The sequence below is a fragment of the Aeromonas sp. s2 genome (assembly GCF_040907935.1).
GTDB classification, from domain to species: Bacteria; Pseudomonadota; Gammaproteobacteria; order Enterobacterales; family Aeromonadaceae; genus Aeromonas; species Aeromonas dhakensis.
Genome location: NZ_JBFOCR010000025.1, coordinates 2,501 through 22,316, shown reverse-complemented (window position 1 = coordinate 22,316; position 19,816 = coordinate 2,501). Strand labels below are relative to the sequence as shown.

Genomic DNA, 19,816 nt, shown 5'->3' with positions numbered 1-19,816 from the left:
GGAGATCCTCATGGAAAACTTGAACATGGACCTGCTGTACATCGCTGCTGCAATGATGATGGGTCTGGCGGCTATCGGCGCTTCCATCGGTATCGGTATCCTGGGTGGCAAATTCCTGGAAGGTGCAGCTCGTCAACCGGACCTGATCCCTGTTCTGCGTACCCAGTTCTTCATCGTGATGGGTCTGGTGGATGCGATCCCGATGATCGCCGTTGGTCTGGGTCTGTACGTGATGTTTGCGGTTGCCGGCTAAGTCATAGCGACCTCCGGACATAACCCATTAACTAACTAAGAGGACACAGGCTGTGAATATCAACGCCACCCTCCTCGGCCAAGCAGTTGCTTTTTTCTTCTTCGTAGTGTTTTGCATGAAGTACGTGTGGCCGCCGCTGATGGCTGCCATCGAAGCCCGTCAGAAAACCATTGCTGACGGCCTCTCTTCTGCCGAGCGTGCCAAGAAAGATCTGGATTTGGCCAAGGCCAACGCCACCGATCAGCTGAAAGAAGCCAAGCTCCAGGCTGCAGAAATCATTGAACAGGCCAACAAACGCAAGGCCCAGATCATTGATGAAGCTGCTGCCGGTGCCCAATCTGAGCGGGAAAAAATCCTGGCTCAGGGCCGTGCCGAGATTGAAGCTGAACGTCATCGTGCCAAAGAAGAACTGCGTAAGCAGGTTGCTGCTCTTGCCATTGCTGGTGCAGAGAAGATCCTGGCGCGCCAAATCGACCAGGCTGCCAACAGCGACATCGTCGACAAGCTGGTAGCAGAACTGTAACGGGAACGGGGCTATGTCTGAACTGACTACAATCGCTCGCCCCTACGCCAAGGCTGCTTTCGAGTTTGCCGTTGAGCACAAGGCGGTTGACCAGTGGCTGGGGATGCTCGGCTTCGCTGCACAAGTAGCGGAGAACGAGACCATCCACAACCTGGTAAACGGCTCTGTGGCTGCCGAAGAGCTGGCAAAGTTGTTTGTCGGCATCTGTGGTGAGCAACTCGACGAGCATGGTCAGAACCTGATCCGGGTGATGGCCGAGAATGGTCGCTTGGGTGTGCTGCCGGCGGTCGTTGCCGAATTCATCGCGTTCAAGGCTGAACTGGATAAAGAAGTTCAGGCTGACGTGATTTCGGCGATCGAACTGACCGACCAGCAGAAAGCCAATATTCAGGCTTCTCTGGAACAACGTCTCGCGCGCAAAGTGAAGCTGAATTGCAGCATGGATGCGTCCTTGATGGCCGGGGTGCTCATCAAGGCCGGTGACCTGGTTATCGACGGCACGGTCCGCGGTAAGCTGGATCGCATGGCTGACGCGCTGCAATCTTGATTGGGGTATTAGAGCATGCAACTGAATTCCACTGAAATCGCCGAGCTGATCAAGCAGCGCATTGCGCAGTTTGATGTAAAGAGCGAAGCGCGTAACGAAGGTACCATCGTCTCTGTGAGCGACGGTATCATTCGTATTCACGGCCTGGCCGATGCCATGCAAGGTGAGATGATCGAGCTGCCGGGCAACCGCTACGCTCTGGCATTGAACCTGGAGCGTGACTCCGTCGGTGCGGTGATCATGGGTTCCTATGACGGCCTGTCAGAAGGAATGAAAGTAAAAGGGACTGGCCGCATTCTGGAAGTGCCGGTCGGTCGTGGTCTGTTGGGCCGGGTGTTGAACACCCTGGGTCAGCCGATCGACGGTAAAGGTCCAATCGACAACGACGGCTTCTCGCCGATCGAAGTGATTGCACCGGGCGTTATCGAGCGTAAGTCTGTTGACCAGCCGGTCCAGACCGGTCTGAAAGCCATCGATGCCATGATCCCTATCGGTCGTGGCCAGCGTGAGCTGATCATCGGTGACCGTCAGGTGGGCAAGACTGCCATCGCCATCGACACCATCATCAACCAGAAAGACTCCGGCATTAAGTGTGTCTACGTTGCGATCGGCCAGAAGGCCTCCACCATCGCCAACGTGGTACGCAAGCTGGAAGAGCACGGCGCCCTGGCCAACACCATCGTGGTGGTTGCCTCTGCCTCCGAAGCGGCTGCCCTGCAGTACCTGGCTCCGTATGCCGGCTGCTCCATGGGTGAGTACTTCCGTGACCGCGGTGAAGACGCGCTGATCATCTATGATGACCTGTCCAAGCAGGCCGTAGCTTATCGCCAGATCTCCCTGCTGCTGCGCCGTCCGCCAGGACGCGAAGCCTACCCGGGCGACGTTTTCTATCTGCACTCCCGTCTGCTGGAGCGTGCTGCTCGCGTCAACGCCGAGTACGTAGAGAAGTTCACCAACGGTGCCGTGAAAGGCCAGACCGGTTCTCTGACCGCGCTGCCGATCATCGAAACCCAGGCCGGTGACGTATCCGCGTTCGTTCCGACCAACGTGATCTCCATCACCGATGGCCAGATCTTCCTGACTTCACAACTGTTCAACTCCGGTATCCGTCCGGCCGTTGACCCGGGTATCTCTGTATCCCGTGTAGGTGGTGCCGCTCAGACCAAGATCGTCAAGAAGCTGTCCGGTGGTATCCGTACCGCGCTGGCCCAGTATCGTGAACTGGCTGCATTCGCCCAGTTCTCTTCCGACCTGGACGATGCGACCCGCAAGCAGCTGGACCACGGTCAGAAAGTGACCGAGCTGATGAAGCAGAAGCAGTACTCTCCGCTGAGCGTGGCTCACCAGTCTCTGGTGCTGTTCGCCGCGGAAAAAGGCTATCTCTCCGATGTCGAGCTGAACAAGATCGTCGACTTCGAAGCCGCTCTGCTCTCTTACGCCAATACCCAGCATGCCGAGCTGATGGCTGAAATCAATGCCAAGGCCGACTACAACGACGCGATCGTTGGCAAGCTGACTGCGTTGCTGGACAACTTCAAGGCAACCCAGACCTGGTAAGCGTGTGTGGCAGCGCGAGCTGCCACCTGATGGAGAGTAAGAGATGGCCGGCGCAAAAGAGATACGTAACAAGATCGCGAGTGTGAAAAACACTCAGAAGATCACCGGCGCTATGGAAATGGTGGCAGCAAGCAAGATGCGCCGTGCGCAAGATCGCATGTCTGCCAGCCGTCCGTACGCTGAAACCATGCGCAAGGTGATCGGCCATATCGCTCAGGGGAACCTGGAATACAAGCACCCCTACCTCATCGAACGTGAGGTCAAGCGAGTGGGTTACATCGTCGTCTCCACCGACCGTGGCCTGTGTGGTGGTCTGAACATCAACCTGTTCAAGGCTGCCCTCAATGACATGAAGCAATGGAGTGCGAAAGGAGCCAAGGTTGACCTGGCTCTGATCGGCAACAAGGCCTCCAACTTCTTTGAACGGCACGGCGCCAAGGTGAAAGCTCACGTCGCAGGACTGGGCGATAACCCGAGCGTCAATGACCTGATTGGTTCAGTCAAGGTCATGCTGAAGGCTTACGACAACGGTGAGATTGACAGGCTGTATCTGGTGTACAACAAGTTCGTCAACACCATGGTTCAGCAACCACGAGTCGATCAACTGCTGCCTTTGCCCGTAACTGAAGACAGCAAGCTCGCCAAGAAACACCACTGGGATTACCTCTATGAGCCGGATCCCAAGCAACTGCTGGATACCCTGCTGATTCGCTACGTCGAATCCCAGGTCTACCAGGGGGTAGTGGAAAACTTGGCAAGTGAACAGGCAGCCCGAATGGTTGCCATGCAAGCCGCGACTGACAACGCCGGTAACCTGATTAACGATCTGCAACTGGTATACAACAAGGCCCGTCAGGCCAGTATTACCCAGGAACTGACAGAGATCGTGTCCGGTGCTGCTGCGGTGTAAGGCAAGGGTTATCAAAGGTTTAGAGGATTTGACATGAGTAACGGTTTCATCGTCCAAATCATCGGCGCTGTGGTGGACATCGAGTTCCCGCAAGATGCCGTGCCCCAGGTGTACGATGCACTGAAGGTTGTCAGCGAAGGTCAAGGCCAGGGTCTGGTGCTGGAAGTTCAGCAACAGATCGGTGGCGGCGTCGTTCGTTGCATCACCATGGGCTCCTCCGACGGTCTGCGTCGTGGGTTGGAAGTAGTGAATAGCGGTAAATCCATCCAGGTGCCGGTCGGCGTATCGACTCTGGGTCGGATCATGAACGTACTGGGCGATCCGATCGACGAAAAAGGTCCGATCGGTGAAGAAGAGCGTTGGTCCATCCACCGCGCGGCTCCCAGCTACGAAGATCAGTCCAACAGCAACGACCTGCTGGAGACCGGTATCAAGGTTATCGACCTGGTATGCCCGTTCGCCAAGGGGGGTAAGGTTGGTCTGTTCGGTGGTGCCGGTGTAGGCAAGACCGTAAACATGATGGAGCTGATCCGTAACATCGCGATCGAACACAGCGGTTACTCCGTGTTCGCCGGTGTAGGTGAGCGTACCCGTGAGGGTAACGACTTCTACCACGAGATGATGGAGTCCAACGTACTGGACAAAGTATCTCTGGTTTACGGTCAGATGAACGAGCCGCCCGGAAACCGTCTGCGCGTGGCGCTGACCGGCCTGACCATGGCCGAGAAGTTCCGTGACGAAGGTCGTGACGTGCTGTTCTTCGTGGACAACATCTACCGTTACACCCTGGCCGGTACTGAAGTATCCGCACTGCTGGGCCGTATGCCCTCTGCAGTAGGTTACCAGCCGACCCTGGCCGAGGAGATGGGTGTTCTGCAGGAACGCATCACCTCCACCAAGACCGGTTCCATCACCTCCGTACAGGCCGTTTACGTGCCTGCGGATGACTTGACCGACCCGTCTCCGGCGACCACCTTCGCCCACCTGGATGCGACCGTGGTACTGTCCCGTCAGATCGCGGCACTGGGTATCTACCCGGCCGTTGACCCGCTGGACTCCACCTCCCGTCAGCTGGATCCGCTGGTGGTTGGCAAGGAGCACTACGAGACTGCTCGTGGCGTTCAGACCGTACTGCAGCGCTACAAGGAGCTGAAGGACATCATCGCCATCCTGGGTATGGATGAACTGTCAGAAGAAGACAAACTGACCGTAGCCCGTGCCCGTAAGATCGAGCGTTTCCTGTCCCAGCCGTTCTTCGTGGCCGAAGTGTTTACCGGTTCTCCGGGCAAATACGTGCCGCTGAAAGAGACCATCCGTGGTTTCCAGGGCATCCTGAAAGGCGAGTACGACGATCTGCCGGAGCAGGCGTTTTACATGGTTGGCAGCATCGACGAAGTTGTCGAGAAAGCCAAGAAACTGTAAGCCTCGATAGGAGGGCCCATGGCTGAGATGATCTCCTTTCACCTGGACGTGGTGAGCGCCGAAGGAAAACTGTTTTCCGGTCGCGTGCAGTCCGCTCAGGTATCAGGCTCCGAAGGTGAGCTGGGTCTCCGCCACGGTCATGCTCCGTTGCTGACTGCCATCAAGCCGGGCCTGGTCCGCTTGGTGAAGCAGAACGGAACTGAAGAGGTGCTGTACATCTCCGGCGGCATGCTGGAAGTGCAGCCCGAAGCCGTGACCGTGCTGGCGGACACCGCGATTCGTGCCGACGATTTGGATGAGGCGAAAGCCCAGGAAGCCAAACGCGCGGCGGAAGAGCGGATCCACAGCTCCCATGGTGATATCGACTACGCCCAGGCCGCCACCGAGCTGGCCAAGGCGATGGCTCAACTGCGGGTCATCGATATCGTCAAAAAGAATTACCGTTAATAACGGTGAGGTAAAAAGCGACCTGCGGGTCGCTTTTTTTTTACTCGTTGGATAGACTCCGCCGAGTATTTTTTCATGTTCCAAAGGTCGAATTATGTCCCTCAACGTCGTGATCCTTGCTGCGGGTAAAGGTACCCGTATGCGTTCCTCCCTGCCCAAGGTACTGCACCCGGTCGCCAACAAGCCCATGGTCTCCCATGTGATCGATACCGCCCGCCAGGTGGGGGCCGAGCAGCTGCACCTGGTCTATGGCCACGGTGCCGAACTGCTGAAGGAGCGGATCCAGGCATCCGACCTGAACTGGGTGCTGCAGGCCCAGCAACTGGGAACCGGTCATGCGGTGGCCCAGGCCATCCCGTTCTGGAACGATGAAGACGACGTGCTGGTGTTGTACGGTGACACCCCGCTGATCCAGCCGGAAACCCTGCAGCGGCTGCTGGCCGCCAAGGCCGACGACGGCATGGCGCTGCTGACCGTGGTGCTGGACAACCCGACCGGCTATGGCCGCATCGTGCGCAGCAATGGTCAGGTGGTCGGCATCGTCGAGCAGAAGGATGCCAACGCCGAGCAGCTCGCCATCCGCGAAGTGAACACCGGCGTGCTGGTGGCCAACGGTGGCCAGCTGCGCAGCTGGCTCTCCCGTCTGGACAACAAGAATGCCCAGGGCGAGTTCTATCTGACCGACGTCATTGCCATGGCCCACGCCGACAACTGCCCCATCGCCGCGGTTCACCCGGACAGCGCCATGGAGGTTGAAGGGGCCAACAACCGGGTGCAGCTGGCTCAGCTCGAGCGCAGCTATCAGCAGATGCAGGCCGAGAAGCTGATGATCGCCGGTGCCACCCTGATCGACCCTGCCCGCTTCGATCTGCGCGGTACCCTGGAGATCGGGGAAGAGGTGGTGATCGACGTCAACGTCATCATCGAAGGCAAGGTGGTGCTGGGTAACCACGTCCGCATCGGGGCCGGCAGCGTGCTGAAGGATTGCGTGATCGGCGATCACACCGAGGTGAAACCCTACTCCGTCATCGAAGGCGCGCAAATCGCCGACCAGTGCTCGGTCGGTCCTTTTACTCGCCTGCGCCCGGGTGCCGTACTGGAGCAGGATGCCCACGTCGGCAATTTCGTCGAGATGAAGAAGGCCCGGCTGGGGGTTGGCTCCAAGTGCGGTCATCTGACTTATCTGGGGGATGCCGAGGTGGGTGCCAAGGTGAACATCGGTGCCGGCACCATCACCTGCAACTACGACGGGGTCAACAAGTTCCAGACCATCATCGAGGATGACGTCTTCGTCGGCTCCGATACCCAGCTGGTGGCACCGGTGCGTATCGGCAAGGGGGCGACCCTGGGGGCCGGCTCCACCATCACCAAGGACGTGGCCGAGAACGAGCTGGTGATTACCCGGGTGCCACAGCGCCATATCCAGAACTGGGCTCGCCCGGTCAAGAAGAAGTGATGCCCGATCAATGAAATGCAAACCGGCGCCTGATGGCGCCGGTTTTGTTTTCAGCTCTCCTGCCCGCTGGCGGGGGGCATCGGGGCGTTCCCCATCACCCGATACCAGTCCAGCTTGCGGGTCAGCACCATGACCAGCGCCAGGATGGCGAACAGCAGCAGGGCGCCGAGCAGCAGGGCTATCTCCTCGGCCTGCAGCAAGCCGAACAGGATGGCGTAGACCAGCCCGAGCAGGGCCGCGAAGCCGAGCCCCTGTTTGGGGCCACCCAGCACATGGCTGAGGTAGAAGCCGTTGAGGGCCACGCTGGCCAGGGCGGCAATCAGATAGGCCCAGGCAAAGCCGAGGTGTTCGGTGAGTGCCAGCAGCACCAGATAGAAGATGGCCAGCCCCATGCCCACCAGCGCGTACTGGATCGGGTGCACCCGCAGCCCCTTGAGCAGCTCGAACATGAAGAAGCTGAGGAAGGTGAGGCCGATGAACAGCAGCGCATACTTGGCGGCCCGCTCGTTCTGCTGATAGTGATCCACCGGCTGCACCAGGCTGATGCTGAAGGCGGGCAGATCGCCGCTGGTACCCTTCATCATCCGGTTGAAACGGCTCTCCATGTCGGTGGCAAACCAGCTGCTCTGCCAGCTCGCCTCGAAGCCGCTGGCGGTGAGGGTACGGCTGCCCGGCAGAAAGTCGCCGATGAAGTTGGGGTGGGGCCAGTTGCTGGCGAGGTTGAGCCTGCTGTCCTGGCCGAGCGGCACCACTTCCAGCTGGTTCATCCCCTGCAGGTCCAGTTCGATGTGAAAAGCGCCACCTTCCCCCGGCAGGGCCGCGAGCGGCGCATGGATGCCGGCCAGTCCGTCACCCAGCAGGGCGCCGGGGGCGAACGGGATGCGCTGCTCCCCCAGTTGCAGCTCGGGTACCCGGTTGATGCCGCGGGCATCGGACAGCACCAGGCTCAGATAGGGTTTACCTGCCACCAGGGCGGGATCGGCCCCATCGACGGTCAGATCCGGTTCGCCGCTGATCAGGGTCTGACCGTTCAGTTCGGCAGGCAGCCGCCCGGAGAGGGAGAGCCGGGTGTGATAGACCTGTGCCTGGTAGATGCCGAGCTTGCGCGGGGTCACCTCCATGCTGGCCTGCACATCCAGCTGTTCCGGCAGCAGGTAGCGATAGAGCTGCAGCTTGCGCTCGAAGCGCTTGCCATCCTGCTCCACCGTGACGGTGCGGGTATAAGGCTGCACCACGACCGGCCCCAGCAGTCGCTGCGGCCCGCTGCTGCTGGCCATGATGCTGTGGATGGCCTGGCTGCGATAGGCCTGGCGCTCCCGGTTCAGCTCCATGATGGATTGCACCGGCACCATCAGCAGCAGGCTGAGCAACAGCAGCAGAAAGATCTTGTGGCTGAATATCTGTTTGACCATGACACGTCTCCTTGTTGATGGAGCGAGTGTGGCTGGGTCGGGTGAAGGGGGGATGGGGCTGTGTGAAGTAGGGGTGAAGGGGGATAAAAAAACCGGCGCAGAGCGCCGGTCTCGGTATCACAGGGTTTTCAGTTTGGCCGGCAGGGCGGCCAGCACCTCTTCCTTGGCCTTGAGGGAGGCGAACTGCTTGCCGGGTTTTTGCACCACGGTATGGACGAAGATGAGTTGCTTGCCCGGTTTGCTGGCCCAGCCGACGAACCAGCCGATCTGCTGATCCCGGTTGAGGCTGCCATCCAGCTTCTTCGGATAGCCCATGCCGGTCTTGCCGTGGATCTGCCAGCCGTCGATCTCGCTCACCTTGAGGATGTTGGCGGTGTACTGCAGGGTCTGCGCCGACACCGGCAGCTTGCCGCTCACCATCTTGCCGAGGAAGCGGGCCTGCTCCTCTGGACTGATGGCCAGGCTGGAGCTGAGCCAGGCCTGGGTCAGGCCGTCGTGTTTGCCGGGGTTGCCGGAGAGATCCCGGTTGCCGTAGTCGAAACGGTCGACGTACTGCTGGAAGCGATCCATCCCCAGCCATTCGGTGATCTGCTGGGAGAACCAGACCACCGAGTAGGTTTCCCAGCGGCGCGGGGTGGTGGTCTCCCGCCAGGCGGGCAGCCAGTCGTCGTAACCCGGCTTGAAGGGCAGCGCCGGGTGCTCTTCGTCTACCAGAAAGCCGCTGTCATAGCCCATCAGCGCCAGCGGAATTTTGAAGGTGGACGCGGGTGGCAGCTGGCTTGAACAATCCCCTTCGCTGGAGAGGGTCTGGCCGTTGCCGTCGGCATAGAGAAAGCAGCCGGTGGCGGCGCTGGCCGGCAGCGAAAACAGCAGGCCTGCGCCGAGCAGGCCGGATAACAGAAGGCGGGACATGGGGGCTCCTTGAGCGCATAAAGTTCGCTGGGAAAACACCAGCATAGCGCCGCTTTATGTGCCCAGTGTGAAGTGTCAGCCCGCTGGCAACCAGAGCTCGGCCAGCACTCCGCCGTCAGCCTGGTTGGTGAGGGTCAGCCGGCCGCCGTGCTGGCGCGCCACCTCCATGGCGAAGCTGAGCCCGAGGCCGCTGCTCTTGCCCTTGTCGGGTCTGGGCAGGGAGTAGAAGCGCTCGAAGATGCGCGGCAGGGCGTAGGCCGGAATGCCGGGTCCCTGATCCCGCACCCGGAAGCAGTAACCCCCCTCCTCCATGGTGCCGCTCAGCCTGAGGGTGCTGCCGACGGGGGAGAAGTCGAGGGCGTTGTCCAGCAGGTTGCCGAGGGCCTGTTCCACCAGCAGGGGATCCCACTTCTGTTTCTGGGCTTCCCCCAGCTCGGCGTGCAGGGTGATCTGGCGGCGCTGGGCCAGGATCTGGCGGGCGTCTAGCGCCCGTCTGCCCAGCCTGGCCGGCTCGACCGCCTGTCTGTCCAGCCCCTGCCCCGACTCCAGTTTGGCCAGCTGCAGCATCCGCTCGATCAGTTGCTGCATGCGGGCCGTCTCCAGATTGATGTTGCCGATAAAGCGCTTTGCGACGTCCAGCGGCGGGGCCTCGGTCAGTATTTCCCCTGCCCCGCGAATGGCGGCCAGCGGGCTCTTGAGCTCGTGGGTCAGGCTGTGCACATAGGCTTCGATGTAGGCCTTGCCGTCCAGCTGGCGGCGCATGGTCTCAAGGGAGCGGCCGAGCCGATCCAGCTCCGGGCTGTAGAGGCGTGGCAGAGTGGCGGGCTGGCCCTGGCTGACCGCATCGGCATAGTGCACCAGCTTGCCGATGGCGCGGTTGAGCCACCACACCAGCAGGGCGCCGATGAGCAGTGAGATGAACAGCAGCAAGGCTGCCCCCTGCAGCAGCTGGTGCTCGCTGCGTTCTATCATGGGCAGCAGGGTGCGGTTGGGTTTGGCGACGGTGAGGGAGCCGAGGATGTCGTCCCCCTCCCGCAGCGGGGCGGCGACGTGCATCACCGAGCTGGTGGGATCGTCGGGATCGCTGCGGGTGCTGCGGGCGCCGTATTCGCCGCGCAGGGTCAGGTAGACGTCGTTCCAGCGCGAGTAGTCCTTGCCCAGATCCACCCCGTCCGAGTCGTAAACCACCTTGCCCCAGCGGTCGACCACATAGATGCGGTACTCCGCCTGCTGCTTGAGGTGGCCGTCGATGAGGGCGTTGATGGGGCTCTGGTTGAGGCGGGCGAAGGCGCTGGCCAGCCGGCCGTCGGCCATTTTCCCCTCCTGCAGGTCATCCAGCGCGAGCGGGGCCAGCATCTGGGCCATGTCCACCAGGGTATCTTCGGTGGCGCTGCGCACCCCTGGTTTGATCTCCTCGACGAAGATCTCCAGCACGAACCAGGCGGCCAGCGCAAAGATCAGCACCAGCCCGCACAGTAGTTGCAGTCCGATTCTCATGTCATCCCCCGGCCGTGACCCGGCAACCGTCTGTTCATGCCTGCTCCAGGCTGTAGCCGAGTCCACGATGGGTCAGGATCAGGTTGGCGTGGGGATCCCGCTCCCGCAGCTTGGCACGGATGGTCTTGATATGGGTATCCACGGTACGATCCAGGCTCTCCTCCGCCCCGCTCCACACCAGATCCATCAGCTGCTGGCGGGAGTAGACCCGGCCCGGCGCCTGCATCAGGGTCTTGAGCAGCAGGTATTCGTAACGGGTGAGCGCCAGCGGCTGGCCGTGAAAGCTGATGCGGGCCCGCTCCTCGTCCAGGGTGAGTGTCTGGCTCGGCTGGGTGGCGGCTGGCTGGCTGCGGCGCAGGATTACCCGTACCCTGGCGCACACCTCGCGGGGCGAGAAGGGCTTGGCCACATAGTCGTCGGCCCCTATCTCCAGCCCGATCAGGCGGTCTATCTCTTCGCTGCGGGCAGTGAGGAACATCAGGGGAACGTCGCAGCGGGCTCGTACCTCCTTGCACAGCTCGAAGCCGCTGATGTCCGGCAACCCCACATCCAGGATCAGGAAGTCGGGGCGCGACTGGGCAAGTCGCGCCAGCAACGGCTGGCCGAGGGAAAACCACTCCACCTCGAAACCGTCGGTTTGCAGGGCATAGATCAGGGTGTCGGCGATGCTGGCTTCATCTTCTACCAGCCAGATGGTTCGTTTTTGCATGGCATCCTCGTCGCAAATCAGCTCCCCATTCTGGCATCGAACCATATCGGATCCTATTTGCCGTTTGATTTTTCCAGAAAAGGCATTAATATTTCGAAATTCTTTCGAATCGAAACCTTAAGATGACCAAACGTAATACTCAGCAGCGCCGTCACACCATAGTGAGCCTGGTGCAGGAGCAGGGTGAAGTGAGCGTCGATGCCCTGGCCAAGCACTTCTCCACCTCCGAGGTGACTATTCGCAAAGATCTGGCCGTGCTGGAGACCGGTGGTCTGTTGCTGCGTCGTTACGGTGGCGCCGTCCCCCTGCCCAGCGAGATGGTGGTGGACGGCAATCCAGAGCAAGTTTCGAAACGAAAGCTGGCTATCGCCAAGGCGGCGGCCGAACGGATCCGCGATCACAACCGCGTCATCATCGACAGCGGCACCACCACCAGCGCCATGATCCCGCTGCTCGGCAACAAGCGCGGTCTCATCGTGATGACCAACTCCCTCAATGTGGCCGGCGCCCTGCGCGAGCTGGAAAACGAGCCTACCCTGTTAATGACGGGAGGCACATGGGACCCCCACTCCGAATCCTTCCAGGGTCAGGTGGCGGAGCAGGTGCTGCGTTCCTATGACTTCGACCAGCTGTTCATCGGTGCCGACGGCATCGATCCGGAACGCGGTACCACCACCTTCAATGAGCTGGTGGGGCTGTCCCGGGTGATGGCCGAGGTGTCGCGGGAGGTCATCGTCATGGTGGAGTCGGAGAAGATCGGCCGCAAGATCCCCAATCTCGAACTGCCCTGGTCCAGCATCCATACCCTGGTGACCGACGAGGGGCTGGCCATCTCGGCCAGAGAACGAATTCAGGCCAAGGGGATCCAGCTGATCTGCGCCCCCGTGGCAGTCTGACCTGAACAAATGATTATCCAACCGAATCAATAGCGTCTTAAGGAGAAGTGTATGTGTGGCATCGTCGGGGCCGTCGCCCAACGTGATGTGGCTGAAATTCTGGTAGAGGGTCTGCGCCGTCTGGAATATCGCGGCTACGACTCGGCCGGTGTGGCCGTGTTCAGCGCCAGTCAGCCGCTGCAGCGGGTGCGTCGCCTCGGCAAGGTGGCCGAGCTGGCCAAGGCGCTGGACGAGCAGTCCGTGCATGGCGGTACCGGCATCGCCCACACCCGCTGGGCCACTCACGGCGAACCGTCCGAGCGCAATGCCCACCCTCACGTCTCCGAGCATATCGTGGTGGTGCACAACGGCATCATCGAGAACCATGAAGAGCTGCGTGAAGAGTTGAAGGCGCTGGGCTATGTGTTCAGCTCCGACACCGACACCGAGGTGATCGCCCACCTGGTGCACCACGAGCTGAAATCCGCCCCCAGCCTGCTGGCTGCCATGCAGGTCGCGGTGAAGCAGCTGCGCGGCGCCTACGGCACCGTGGTGATGGACAGCCGTGACGACAGCCGCGTGGTGGTGGCCCGTTCCGGCTCCCCGCTGGTGATCGGCCGCGGCATCGGCGAGAACTTCATCGCTTCCGACCAGATGGCGCTGCTGCCGGTGACCCGTCGCTTCATCTTCCTGGAAGAGGGTGACGTGGCCGAAGTGACCCGTCGCGACGTGCACATCTTCGATACCCACGGCGAGGCCGTGGTGCGTGAAGAGCAGGAGTCCGAACTCTCCCACGACGCCGGTGACAAGGGCGAGTATCGCCACTACATGCTCAAAGAGATCCACGAGCAACCCAAGGCCATCACCAACACCCTGGAAGGGCGTCTGGGTGGTGATCACGTGGTGGTCGAGTCCTTCGGCAACGGCGCGCGCGCCATCTTCGACAAGGTCGATCACGTGCAGATCGTCGCCTGCGGCACCTCCTATCACTCCGGCATGGTGGCTCGCTACTGGTTCGAAGAGATCGCCGGCGTCTCCTGCGACGTGGAGATCGCCTCCGAATTCCGCTATCGCAAGTCGGTGGTGCGCCCCAACAGCCTGCTGGTGACTCTCTCCCAGAGTGGCGAGACCGCCGATACCCTGGCCGCCTTGCGCCTGGCCAAGGAGTCCGGCTACATGAGCTCGCTGGCCATCTGCAACGTGCCGGGCTCCTCCCTGGTGCGCGAATCGGATCTGGCCTTTATGACCCGAGCGGGGGCTGAAATTGGCGTGGCCTCTACCAAGGCGTTCACCACCCAGCTGGCCGGTCTGCTGATGCTGGTGGCCTCCATCGGTCGTTGCCGCGGCAACCTGAGCGCCGCCGCCGAAGCCGAGCTGGTCAAGGCGCTGCAGGCCCTGCCGCTGCGCATCAAGGAGAGCCTGGCGCTGGCCAAGGATATCGAGGCCCTGGCCGAAGAGTTTGCCGACAAGCACCACAGCCTGTTCCTGGGTCGCGGCAGCCAGTACCCCATCGCCATGGAAGGGGCTCTCAAGCTCAAAGAGATCTCCTACATTCACGCCGAGGCCTATGCCGCCGGTGAGTTGAAGCACGGTCCGCTGGCGCTGATCGATGCCGAGATGCCCATCATAGTGGTGGCGCCGAACAACGATCTGCTGGAGAAGCTCAAGTCCAACGTGGAAGAGGTGCGTGCCCGTGGCGGTATCCTCTACGTCTTCGCCGATGCCGATACCGGCTTCAAGAGCGACGAGACCATGCGGGTGATGAGCCTGAACCACGTGGAAGAGGTGATCGCGCCGATCGTCTATACCGTGCCGCTGCAGCTGCTCTCCTACCATGTAGCCCTCATCAAGGGTACCGATGTGGATCAGCCGCGCAACCTGGCAAAATCCGTGACGGTGGAATAAGCCGTCGTCAGAAATGAAAAAAGAGCCGCATTGCGGCTCTTTTTTATTGGCTGTGCTGCCGGGCTGGCGTCATGACAACCGCAGGTTGGTGATGGTCACGTCGTCCAGCGAGGGCACTATGATGCCGCTGGAGATGCTCTTGGCGATCGCCTGGTTGCGGTTCTTCGAGTCGGTCTTGTTGGTGACCTGATTGAGGTGGAAGTTCACGGTCCGCTCGCTGATGCCGAGGATGGTGGCGATCTCCCAGGAGGTCTTGCCCTCGCTGGCCCAGAACAGGCACTCCTTCTCCCGATCGGACAGTTCGGTCAGGTACTTCATCAGATCCGGCCTGCTCTTTATCAGCTGCAGCGCCGAGTTGAAGATGTAGCTGGCGCAGAACGACAGCAAGGGAACGTTTTCAAACATCAGATCGGAATTGGACTTCTCCTTGCTGATGAAGGAGAGGATGCCGTGTTCCCCCTGCGGCGTGTGCAGCGGGAAGGAGACGCCGTTTCTCACCCCGAAGTCGGCAGCCAGGTTCATCACCTCCCGGCTGGCGCTGGGCAGCCAGGGGGAGTCGCAGTCGAGCTTGTTCCAGAAGATGGGCTGGGTCTGCTTCAGCCCCAGGAAGACGACCGGATCCTGGGTCAGGTAGTGCCGCTCCGAATAGGCATCGAACCAGCTGGTGGGGCAGTTGTTGAACAACGCCACATGGGATTTCTGCATGCTGATGGGGAAAATAATCAGCAAACGAAAGTAATCAAAGCCCATCTGGTGACTGAAGCGCTCCAGCTGCTGCTGGATGTCGCTGGTCTTCTTGGCCTTGGTGAACCGATCGATATGTTCCCAGATCGCATCGTTGAACATGAACTTCTCCTTTTTCGATCTCTATCACATTGATCGAAAAGATATTTTTTATTTATTAATTTGGTGTTGTGACGAACAACGCCAGTGACTCCCGTGCTTGCTTAAAAATTATCCTGTTTTTTCAGCCGAAGGCCAACAAAATCATCTGATTGCCACTGACCCTCCACTCTGAGACAATGAGAATAGTTATCATTGTTAAGATTTATATCATGAACAAGTTTTGGGGTTTGGCCTTGTTGCCACTGTCAGTCCACTTCGCTGCCGGCGCCGACGAGCTGGTCGCGCCGGCACTGAAAAACAGCATAGCTGCCGGGAAAGCCTCCCAGCAGCGCGTGGAGAAAGCCGCCGATGCGGCCGTTGCCGCCAGGCTGGAGCTGCAGAATGCGCAGCTGCAACTGCGCGATCTGGAAGCCTACAACCGCTACATGCAGTCTCTGGTGGCCGATCAGCAAAATGAGCTGGGCAAGCTGAGTCAGCAGCTGGAAGCGGTACAGGAGACCCGGCAGGGCCTGATCCCGTTGATGCTGAAGATGCAGGCCGATCTGGAGCAGCTGGTACAAAATGACATTCCGCTGCGCAAGGAAGATCGCCTGGCGCGGGTTGAACAGCTGAAAGCCACTCTGGCCAGGGCTGACGTGAGCGAGGCGGAGAAGTTCCGCCAGCTGCTGCAGGCCTACCAGATCGAAGCCGAATATGGCAGCCGGCTCGACAGCTATGCCGCCGAACTGGTGCTGGACGGCGCACCGCGCCGGGTCGACGTGCTGGCGGTGGGTCGGGTCTCCCTGTTGGCGATGACCGCCGATCGTTCCCAGGCGTGGCGCTGGTCAGTGCAGAACAAGCAGTGGCAGCCCCTCGACAGCCAGTGGCTCTCCCCCGTCGCCGAGGCGCTGGAGATGGCCGCCGACAAGAAGGTTCCCCAGTTGTTGAATGTCCCCCTTTCCGTCAGCCGTGGTCAGGAGGCCCAGTCATGAGCGTCACCATGAAGTGGTTCCCCCTAGCCCTCGCCCTCTCTCTGGGCACCACTGCCGCCGTGGCCGATGAAGCCTGGCAGCAGCAGGAACAGGCCCGTGAACAGCAGGCACAGCAGGATCTGGCGTCCGTCTCCAAGGAGCTGAACAGTGCCCGCGCCAAGCTGGCCGAGGCCCAGCGCCTGAGCAAGGAGCTGGCCAGCCAGTTTGCCACCAATGAGAAGCAGCTGGTGGAGCTCAATGCCCAGTGGGAGCAGGCCTCCGGCGACATGAACGAGATCTTTGCGGTCACCCGTCAGGGGGCCAGTGATGCGGTCAAGCTGCTGAGTGAATCCGCGGTCGAGGGTCAATACCCCGAGCGCCTCGCGCCGCTCAAGGCGATGGCACAGGAGAAGCAGGTACCGGATCGCGCCGCCCTCGCCCTGCTGCCTGCCACCCTGTTGCAGGAGATCCGCGAATCGGGCCGGGTTGCCCAGTTCAACGGCAAGGTGCTGGATGCTCAGGGGGCGGCCAGCGAGCAGCAACTGACCCGGGTCGGCAGCTTCGCGCTGTTTGGCGAGCAGGGGTTCCTGCAGCCAACAGCCGAAGGCCTGAGCCCGGTGCTGGGCCTGCCCGGCAACGTGCTCTCCGCCGCGGCCGTCTATCAGGGCCAGGAAGGAGAAGCGCTGCCGCTGGATCCCTCCCATGGCACTCTGCTGGCGATGCTGGCGCAAGCCCCCACCTTCTGGCAGCAAGTCCAGCAAGGTGGCCAGGTCGGCGCCATCATAGTGCTGCTGGCCGCCATCGGCCTGGGGATCGCCGGGGTGCGGCTGTGGAGCCTTTCCCGTGAACTGGGTCGGGTTCGTCGCCAGCTCAAGAGCGGTGAATATCATGCCGACAATGCCCTCGGCCGGGTGCTGACGGTGGCTGACAAGCATCCCGAGCTGAGCATGGAGACCCTCGAACTGCGTCTCGACGAGGCGATCCTGCAGGAGACCCCTCGCATGGAGCGCGGCATCGGCATGGTCAAGGTGATCGCGGCCATTGCCCCCATGCTGGGGCTGCTCGGCACCGTGACCGGGATGATCGGCACCTTCCAGGCCATCACCCAGTTCGGCACCGGTGATCCCAAGATCATGGCGGGCGGCATCTCCATGGCGCTGGTCACCACGGTACAGGGTCTGGTGGCGGCCATTCCGCTGATCCTGGCCCACAGCCTGCTGCAGTCCCGCTTCACCGAGCTCTCCAACGTGCTGGAGCAGCAGGTGGCCGGCATTTTGGCCGAGCGGGCCGAAAGCAACCGTGACGGGATGGAGCGGGCGGCATGATGCTCGACATCTGGCAACAGCTGCAGAGCTTCATGGGCCGTGGCGGCCCGGTGCTCTGGGTCATTCTGGCCCTGCTGGTGCTGATGTGGATTCTGATGATCGAGCGGCTGCTCTACCTCAACTTGGGGTTTGCCCCGCTGCAGCGCCAGCTGCTCGGCCGCTGGCAGGCCCGCAGCGAGCGCCACAGCTGGCACGCTCGGGCGATTCGCGGGCGCTGGCTGGCCGAGGCCGAGCTTGAGCTCAACCGTCATCTGATCTTCATCCGCACCCTGGTGGTGCTCTGCCCCATGCTGGGGCTGCTGGGTACCGTGACCGGCATGATAGGCGTATTCGATGCGTTGGCCGCGGCCAACCGCTTTAACCCGGAGAGCATGGCGGGCGGGATCTCCCGTGCCACCATCCCCACCATGGCTGGCATGGTGGTCGCTCTCTCCGGCGTGTTGTTACTCAGCCGGCTCGAGAGCCAGGCCAAGCGTGCGCTGGCCAAGACCCGGGACGGCCTGCGAGAAGAGAAGGTAATGCAATGAGACGGCAATCCAAACGCCAGCGCGACGAAGTGCAGATCGACATGACCCCCATGCTGGATATCGTGTTCATCATGCTGATCTTCTTTATTGTCACCACCTCCTTCGTGCGCGAAGCCGGGCTCGAGGTGCACAGGCCCCAGGCCAGCCAGGCCAAGGCGCAGAAGTCCTCCAGCATCATGCTGGCGATCGGCCCTCAGGGGCAGATATTCCTCGACCGCAAGCAGATCGACGTGGAGCGAGTACAGGCCAGCGTCGCCCGCCTGCTGGCGGAACAGCCCGATGCCAGCCTGGTGATCCAGGCCGACGAGCGGGTACCCCACGGCAAGGTGGTGCGGGTGATGGATGAGGCCAAGGCGGCAGGCATCGCCAACATCGCCGTGGCGGTGGCACCGAAATGAAATACAAGCTGATGAGCCTGGGGCTGGGGATTGCCCTCAGTCTGGGGATCCTGCTGTTCATGGCCACCCTGGTGGAGCCGCCCAGAGGGGAGAAGGCGAGCGCCGAGCAGAAGTCCATCGTCATCAACATGCAGAACGAGGTGACCGAGGTGCAGGTGCGTGAGCGCCCGGTACCCCAGGAGCCGGAACCCCTGCCGGAGCCGCCTGCCGCGCTGGCCTCGACGCCGCTGCCTATGCCGGCGGCGGCCCCGCTGCCCTCGGTGCAGCCGAGCCTGGATCTGGTCTCCAGCCTCAGCGCGGTGCAGGTCTATGCTCCTGGCGTTGCGACCAGTCCCAACCCGGTCGCGAGCGGCAACTTCCATGGCCAGCAGCAAGGTGCCGGGATCGGCGCCGGCGACATGCTGATGCCATTGCAGCGGATCGAGCCAGTCTATCCCTATCGGGCCCAGCAGGCCGGCATCGAAGGGTCGGTGACCCTGCGTTTCAGCGTCGATGCCGACGGTCGGGTACAGGATGTGGAAGTGGTCGAGGCCAAGCCGAAGCGTCAGTTCGAGCGGGCGGCCATTCAGGCGATCAACAAGTGGCGCTATCAGCCTAGGCCGGGTGCCACCGACAAGCTGGTACAAGTCATCACGCTCAAATTCAAACTGGAGTCATAACTATGTTGCGGATCTGGATCTGTGTGCTGGCCCTGGTCAGCCAAGCCTGTCTGGCGATGGAGGTGAGCCCTCTTTTCTCCCGCCAGCTGGAGCCCGTGATGAAGCTCTATCAGTCCGGCCAGTGGCAACAGGCCCAGAGCAAGGCATCCGGCCTCAAACCAAATAGCGATGCTGAGCGCGCCTGGCTGGCCCAGCTGCAGGCGTCCCTGGCTGCCAACCTGCAGCAGACCGCGCAGGCGAGCCGTTACGTGGAGCAGGCGCTGGCCTATAAAGAGTGGCCCGAGCAGCAACAGCTGCAACTGCTGCGGCTGCGCGGCGACATCCAGGCCCAGCAATCCAACTGGGCCGGTGCCATCGCCAGCTACAAGGCCGCGTTGGCCATCAAGGCTGACGATGCCTTGCGCCTGCGTCTGGCCGGCCTCCATTACCACAACAAGCAGTATGGTGAGGCGGCCAGCCAGAGTGAACAGCTGTTGAAGAAGAGCTGGCAGAAGCAGGCTGCGATCATCCGCCTCTCGGCCCTCACCGCGCTGCAGCGCTACGGCGTGGCGGCCGATCAGGCCGCAGAGCTGATCCGCCACGAGCCGAAAGAGAGCAAGTGGTGGCAACAGGCGGTGTCGCTCAATCTTTCCGCCAAGCGCGGCGATCAGGCGCTGGCTCTGCTGCAAACCGCCATCGACCGTCAG

General features: G+C 61.4%; 21 protein-coding genes (1 of these 21 only partly in view). 16 read left to right on the top strand and 5 right to left on the bottom strand.

Annotated features, from left to right (window positions below):
- Positions 1-10: 10 nt before the first annotated feature.
- The 8 genes from atpE to glmU all read left to right on the top strand — a co-directional run bounded on the left by atpE (position 11) and on the right by glmU (position 7,115).
- Positions 11-253, top strand: a complete 243-nt coding sequence (gene atpE, locus AB5Y81_RS19145; RefSeq protein ID WP_005307205.1) for a F0F1 ATP synthase subunit C — start codon at positions 11-13, stop codon at positions 251-253.
- Positions 254-305: 52 nt separating this feature from the next.
- Positions 306-776, top strand: a complete 471-nt coding sequence (atpF, locus tag AB5Y81_RS19140) for a F0F1 ATP synthase subunit B (protein ID WP_005307207.1) — start codon at positions 306-308, stop codon at positions 774-776.
- Positions 777-789: 13 nt separating this feature from the next.
- A complete protein-coding gene (gene atpH, locus AB5Y81_RS19135; protein ID WP_010635592.1) occupies positions 790-1,323 on the top strand; it encodes a F0F1 ATP synthase subunit delta in 534 nt (177 codons plus the stop codon).
- 15 nt (positions 1,324-1,338) lie between these two features.
- Positions 1,339-2,880 (top strand): F0F1 ATP synthase subunit alpha, encoded by a 1,542-nt coding sequence (gene atpA, locus AB5Y81_RS19130; RefSeq protein WP_010635591.1) that lies wholly within the window; start codon positions 1,339-1,341, stop codon positions 2,878-2,880.
- A 43-nt stretch (positions 2,881-2,923) separates the two neighbouring features.
- Positions 2,924-3,790, top strand: a complete 867-nt coding sequence (gene atpG / locus AB5Y81_RS19125; protein WP_005307212.1) for a F0F1 ATP synthase subunit gamma — start codon at positions 2,924-2,926, stop codon at positions 3,788-3,790.
- 33 nt (positions 3,791-3,823) lie between these two features.
- Entirely contained in the window at positions 3,824-5,212 is a 1,389-nt protein-coding gene (gene atpD, locus AB5Y81_RS19120; RefSeq protein ID WP_005307215.1) for a F0F1 ATP synthase subunit beta, read from the top strand.
- Between the two features lie 18 nt (positions 5,213-5,230).
- Positions 5,231-5,659, top strand: a complete 429-nt coding sequence (locus AB5Y81_RS19115) for a F0F1 ATP synthase subunit epsilon (RefSeq protein ID WP_005307217.1) — start codon at positions 5,231-5,233, stop codon at positions 5,657-5,659.
- Positions 5,660-5,753: 94 nt separating this feature from the next.
- Positions 5,754-7,115 carry a bifunctional UDP-N-acetylglucosamine diphosphorylase/glucosamine-1-phosphate N-acetyltransferase GlmU gene (gene glmU / locus AB5Y81_RS19110; protein ID WP_099360459.1) on the top strand — a complete coding sequence of 454 codons (1,362 nt, stop codon included), beginning with the start codon at positions 5,754-5,756 and terminating at the stop codon, positions 7,113-7,115.
- Between the two features lie 50 nt (positions 7,116-7,165).
- Here the strand turns inward: glmU and creD are convergent, their stop codons facing one another.
- The 4 genes from creD to blrA all read right to left on the bottom strand — a co-directional run bounded on the left by creD (position 7,166) and on the right by blrA (position 11,645).
- Positions 7,166-8,527 carry a cell envelope integrity protein CreD gene (creD, locus tag AB5Y81_RS19105; protein ID WP_017780308.1) on the bottom strand — a complete coding sequence of 454 codons (1,362 nt, stop codon included), beginning with the start codon at positions 8,525-8,527 and terminating at the stop codon, positions 7,166-7,168.
- 117 nt (positions 8,528-8,644) lie between these two features.
- Positions 8,645-9,439 carry an OXA-12 family class D beta-lactamase gene (gene blaOXA / locus AB5Y81_RS19100; protein WP_017780307.1) on the bottom strand — a complete coding sequence of 265 codons (795 nt, stop codon included), beginning with the start codon at positions 9,437-9,439 and terminating at the stop codon, positions 8,645-8,647.
- Between the two features lie 75 nt (positions 9,440-9,514).
- Positions 9,515-10,936, bottom strand: coding sequence for a beta-lactam sensor histidine kinase BlrB (gene blrB, locus AB5Y81_RS19095; protein ID WP_201892915.1), 1,422 nt, complete (start codon positions 10,934-10,936; stop codon positions 9,515-9,517).
- Between the two features lie 34 nt (positions 10,937-10,970).
- Entirely contained in the window at positions 10,971-11,645 is a 675-nt protein-coding gene (gene blrA / locus AB5Y81_RS19090; RefSeq protein WP_026141422.1) for a beta-lactam response regulator transcription factor BlrA, read from the bottom strand.
- A 122-nt stretch (positions 11,646-11,767) separates the two neighbouring features.
- Here blrA and AB5Y81_RS19085 point away from each other — a divergent pair, with 122 nt between their 5' ends.
- Both AB5Y81_RS19085 and glmS read left to right on the top strand, forming a co-directional pair.
- Positions 11,768-12,541 carry a DeoR/GlpR family DNA-binding transcription regulator gene (locus AB5Y81_RS19085; RefSeq protein WP_005307234.1) on the top strand — a complete coding sequence of 258 codons (774 nt, stop codon included), beginning with the start codon at positions 11,768-11,770 and terminating at the stop codon, positions 12,539-12,541.
- 51 nt (positions 12,542-12,592) lie between these two features.
- The gene (glmS, locus tag AB5Y81_RS19080) at positions 12,593-14,425 is read left to right on the top strand and encodes a glutamine--fructose-6-phosphate transaminase (isomerizing) (RefSeq protein WP_010635584.1); all 1,833 of its coding nucleotides are present in this window, start codon (positions 12,593-12,595) and stop codon (positions 14,423-14,425) included.
- 69 nt (positions 14,426-14,494) lie between these two features.
- Here the strand turns inward: glmS and AB5Y81_RS19075 are convergent, their stop codons facing one another.
- On the bottom strand, positions 14,495-15,271 hold the full coding sequence (locus AB5Y81_RS19075; RefSeq protein ID WP_016352388.1) for a LuxR family transcriptional regulator: 777 nt from the start codon (positions 15,269-15,271) through the stop codon (positions 14,495-14,497).
- Between the two features lie 209 nt (positions 15,272-15,480).
- Between AB5Y81_RS19075 and AB5Y81_RS19070 the strand changes: the two genes are divergently transcribed.
- The 6 genes in view from AB5Y81_RS19070 to AB5Y81_RS19045 are tightly spaced (at most 2 nt apart) and all read left to right on the top strand, a layout consistent with a single transcriptional unit that may run on beyond the window.
- On the top strand, positions 15,481-16,242 hold the full coding sequence (locus AB5Y81_RS19070) for a DUF3450 domain-containing protein (RefSeq protein WP_164464913.1): 762 nt from the start codon (positions 15,481-15,483) through the stop codon (positions 16,240-16,242).
- Positions 16,239-17,546: a MotA/TolQ/ExbB proton channel family protein gene (locus AB5Y81_RS19065; RefSeq protein ID WP_017781086.1), complete on the top strand. Its 1,308-nt coding sequence runs from the start codon at positions 16,239-16,241 to the stop codon at positions 17,544-17,546. Before AB5Y81_RS19070 ends, AB5Y81_RS19065 begins: the two co-directional genes overlap by 4 nt.
- Positions 17,543-18,073, top strand: a complete 531-nt coding sequence (locus tag AB5Y81_RS19060; RefSeq protein WP_005307253.1) for a MotA/TolQ/ExbB proton channel family protein — start codon at positions 17,543-17,545, stop codon at positions 18,071-18,073. Before AB5Y81_RS19065 ends, AB5Y81_RS19060 begins: the two co-directional genes overlap by 4 nt.
- Positions 18,070-18,471: a biopolymer transporter ExbD gene (locus AB5Y81_RS19055; RefSeq protein WP_010635580.1), complete on the top strand. Its 402-nt coding sequence runs from the start codon at positions 18,070-18,072 to the stop codon at positions 18,469-18,471. The genes AB5Y81_RS19060 and AB5Y81_RS19055 overlap by 4 nt, the downstream gene beginning before the upstream one ends.
- Positions 18,468-19,130, top strand: a complete 663-nt coding sequence (locus AB5Y81_RS19050; RefSeq protein ID WP_017766612.1) for an energy transducer TonB — start codon at positions 18,468-18,470, stop codon at positions 19,128-19,130. The genes AB5Y81_RS19055 and AB5Y81_RS19050 overlap by 4 nt, the downstream gene beginning before the upstream one ends.
- Positions 19,131-19,132: 2 nt before the next feature.
- Positions 19,133-19,816, top strand: partial view of a hypothetical protein gene (locus AB5Y81_RS19045; protein ID WP_017781085.1) — the 5' portion only. The gene runs 495 nt beyond the window's last position; the window shows 684 of its 1,179 coding nt (coding positions 1-684); it begins with the start codon at positions 19,133-19,135; its stop codon lies beyond the right edge, outside the window.